We start from the raw sequence: 3,514 nt of genomic DNA on the forward strand, positions 1-3,514 counted from the left end.
ACCATCAAGGATGGTCGTCTCTATGCGCGTGGTGCTTCTGATGATAAGGGACCAACAACAGCATGTTACTATGGTTTGAAAATCATCAAAGAATTGGGTCTTCCAACTTCTAAGAAAGTTCGCTTCATCGTTGGAACAGACGAAGAATCAGGCTGGGCAGATATGGACTACTACTTTGAGCATGTAGGACTTGCAAAACCAGACTTTGGCTTCTCTCCAGATGCTGAATTCCCTATTATCAATGGTGAAAAAGGAAATATCACAGAATACCTCCACTTTGCTGGTGAAAACAAAGGTGCAGCTCGTCTTCATAGCTTTACAGGTGGCTTGCGTGAAAACATGGTACCTGAGTCAGCAACGGCAGTTGTTTCAGGTGACTTGGCTGACTTGCAAGCTAAACTAGATGCCTTCGTAGCAGAGTACAAACTCAGAGGAGACATTCAAGAAGAAAACGGTCAATACAAGGTAACTGTAATTGGTAAATCTGCCCACGGTGCTATGCCTGCTTCAGGTGTCAATGGTGCAACTTACCTTGCTCTCTTCCTCAGCCAATTTGCCTTTGAAGGACCTGCAAAAGACTTCCTTGACATTGCTGGTAAGATTCTCTTAAATGACCATGAAGGGAAAAACTTGAAAGTAGCTCATGTGGATGAAAAGATGGGTGCCCTTTCTATGAATGCTGGTGTCTTCCGCTTTGATGAAACAAGTGCTGATAATACCATTGCCCTTAACTTCCGTTATCCAAAAGGAACAAGCCCAGAGCAAATCAAATCAGTTCTTGAAAACTTGCCTGTTGCTTCAGTTAGTCTTTCTGAACATGGGCACACTCCTCACTATGTGCCAATGGAAGACCCACTCGTTCAAACCTTGTTGAATGTTTATGAAAAACAAACAGGTCTTAAAGGTCACGAACAAGTCATCGGTGGTGGAACATTTGGACGTTTGTTAGAGCGTGGTGTCGCCTACGGTGCTATGTTCCCAGATTCTATCGATACTATGCACCAAGCCAACGAATTTATTGCCTTGGATGATCTCTTCCGTGCAGCAGCCATCTACGCTGAAGCTATCTATGAATTGATCAAATAATGCTATAGAAGTCTGAGATTTAATGCTTAGACTTCTTTTTGGAGGAGAAAATGTCTCAAATTGAAAGAATCAAGCAAGCTATTATAGAGGATCCACAGAATGCCAGCTATACTGAGCAAGGCATCCAACCTCTTTTTGCAGCACCAAAGACTGCTCGAATCAATATCATTGGGCAGGCACCTGGTCTCAAAACTCAAGAAGCAGGACTTTACTGGAAGGATAAAAGTGGGGATCGTTTGCGAGAATGGTTGGGTGTGGATGAAGACACGTTTTATAACTCAGGTTACTTTGCAGTCATGCCTATGGATTTCTACTTTCCAGGTCATGGAAAATCGGGTGACCTGCCACCTCGTCCAGGTTTTGCAGAAAAATGGCATCCAGAACTCTTGAAAGAATTGCCAGATATTCAATTGACGCTCTTGATTGGTCAGTATGCCCAAGCCTACTATCTACATGAGAAAGTTAGTGGCAAGGTGACAGACCGTGTGCATCGATTTAAAGATTATTTGCCTGATTATTACCCTTTGGTGCACCCGTCACCTCGGAACCAAATCTGGATGAAAAAGAATCCTTGGTTTGAAGCAGATGTTTTGCCTGACTTGAAAGAAAGAATTCAAAAAATTCTCGGAGAAGAAAAATGAAAGAAATTACTTTTAATGATTTTTACCAACTATACCAGAAAGAGTCGCTTTCTGTATTAGATGTGAGAGAAGTAGAGGAATTTGAGACTCTTCATTTAGAAGGCGCTCGTAATTTACCTCTGAGTCAACTGGCAGATACTTATGAGCAACTAGATAAAACCCAGCCTTACTACGTGATCTGTAAGTCAGGAATACGTTCCGCACGTGCCTGCCAATTTTTAGCAGAACATGGCTATGAGGTTGTCAATGTCCAAGGTGGCATGGATGCCTTTGAATAAGAAAAATTTCCTTCGAAACCTTTAAAAAAATGGGAAGGCTTCGAAGGATTTTTTTGCATTAAAATTCGGAAAATTGAAAACATTTCAGAATTATTTCGTGACAGTCTTTTCTAGCCTTTAATCATGTTATACTAAGAAAGTATTTTATTTTTAATAAGGAGAGTTTATGGCTAAAAAAGGTGCTTTAACAGGATTACTCCTGTTTGGAATATTTTTTGGAGCAGGTAACTTGATTTTCCCTCCAACTCTAGGCGCACAGTCTGGAGAAAACTTCCTTCCTGCCATTGCAGGATTTGTATTTTCAGGTGTTGGGATTGCGGTCCTAACCTTGATCATTGGAACCCTTAATCCTAAGGGTTATATCTATGAGATTTCTAAGAAAATTTCTCCATGGTTTGCGACGATTTATCTTGCAGTTTTGTACTTGTCGATTGGCCCATTCTTTGCCATCCCTCGTACAGCAACGACATCGTTTGAAGTTGGTATTAGTCCCCTTCTAGCTGAAGCAGATAAAGGTTTAGGTTTGATTGTCTTCACCATTCTCTACTTTGTAGCTGCCTACCTAATCTCGTTGAATCCTTCAAAAATCTTGGATCGTATCGGTCGAATCTTGACTCCAGTTTTTGCCATCTTAATTGTTATTCTGGTTATCCTTGGAGCTTTCAAGTATGGTGGGAACGCACCACAAGCAGCGTCAGGAGCTTATCAAGCTTCAGCCTTTGGAGCCGGTTTCCTTGAAGGATACAATACACTTGATGCGCTTGCATCTGTTGCCTTCAGTGTTATTGCAGTACAAACCTTGAAACAACTTGGATTTTCGAATAAAAAAGAGTACATCTCAACCATTTGGGTAGTCGGAATTGTCGTAGCGCTTGGCTTTAGTGCTCTATACATTGGCCTAGGTTTCCTTGGAAATCACTTCCCGATGACAGAAGAAGCGATGAAGGGTGGAACTCCAGGGGTTTATATCTTGTCACAAGCGACCCAAGAAATCTTTGGTTCAACAGCTCAATTATTCCTAGCAGCCATGGTAACAGTAACTTGCTTCACAACGACTGTAGGTTTGATTGTTTCAACTGCTGAATTCTTTAACGGACGTTTCCCACAACTCAGCTATAAGGTTTATGCGACTGTCTTTACCTTGATTGGTTTTGCAATTGCCAACCTTGGTCTTGATGCAATCATCAAATATTCTATCCCTGTCCTAGTTATCTTGTATCCAATTACCATTGTGATTGTTATGATTGTGATTGTGAACAAGTTTGTACCACTTTCAAAACCAGGCATGCAATTGACGATGGGTCTTGTTACAGCTATTGCCGTAGCTAGTGTCTTAGGAAGTTCATTTGAAGTGACCTTCCTTGCCAATATTGTGAATGCTCTACCATTTGCTAAGGCTTCCTTGCCATGGTTGGTGCCAGCTATTGTTGGAATCTTACTATCTCTTGTTCTTCCAAATAAGCAAAAGAGTGAAGCTTTTGAGATGGAATAAAAAAACCTTGGCTTAGG

The 3,514-nt window shown here is 41.3% G+C and carries 4 protein-coding genes; all 4 read left to right on the forward strand.

Annotation, left to right across the window (positions count from 1 at the left end):
- Window positions 1-1,086, forward strand: a 1,086-nt coding sequence (gene pepV / locus SINDD18_RS00940) for a dipeptidase PepV (protein ID WP_061862759.1), incomplete at its 5' end; no start/stop codon positions are given.
- Window positions 1,087-1,136: 50 nt separating this feature from the next.
- Entirely contained in the window at window positions 1,137-1,727 is a 591-nt protein-coding gene (locus tag SINDD18_RS00945; protein ID WP_061862760.1) for a uracil-DNA glycosylase family protein, read from the forward strand.
- Window positions 1,724-2,005 carry a rhodanese-like domain-containing protein gene (locus SINDD18_RS00950; protein WP_061862761.1) on the forward strand — a complete coding sequence of 94 codons (282 nt, stop codon included), beginning with the start codon at window positions 1,724-1,726 and terminating at the stop codon, window positions 2,003-2,005. The genes SINDD18_RS00945 and SINDD18_RS00950 overlap by 4 nt, the downstream gene beginning before the upstream one ends.
- 166 nt (window positions 2,006-2,171) lie before the next feature.
- Entirely contained in the window at window positions 2,172-3,497 is a 1,326-nt protein-coding gene (brnQ, locus tag SINDD18_RS00955; RefSeq protein WP_061862762.1) for a branched-chain amino acid transport system II carrier protein, read from the forward strand.
- Window positions 3,498-3,514 lie beyond the last annotated feature (17 nt).

The sequence above is a fragment of the Streptococcus infantis genome (assembly GCF_001579645.1).
Classification (GTDB): Bacteria; Bacillota; Bacilli; order Lactobacillales; family Streptococcaceae; genus Streptococcus; species Streptococcus infantis_E.

Bases quoted from the DNA above. Each gene is read 5' to 3' on its own strand.
- SINDD18_RS00945 (WP_061862760.1), top strand. From the start codon at position 1,137: ATGTCTCAAATTGAAAGAATCAAGCAAGCTATTATAGAGGATCCACAG.
- brnQ (WP_061862762.1), top strand. From the start codon at position 2,172: ATGGCTAAAAAAGGTGCTTTAACAGGATTACTCCTGTTTGGAATATTT.
- SINDD18_RS00950 (WP_061862761.1), top strand. From the start codon at position 1,724: ATGAAAGAAATTACTTTTAATGATTTTTACCAACTATACCAGAAAGAG.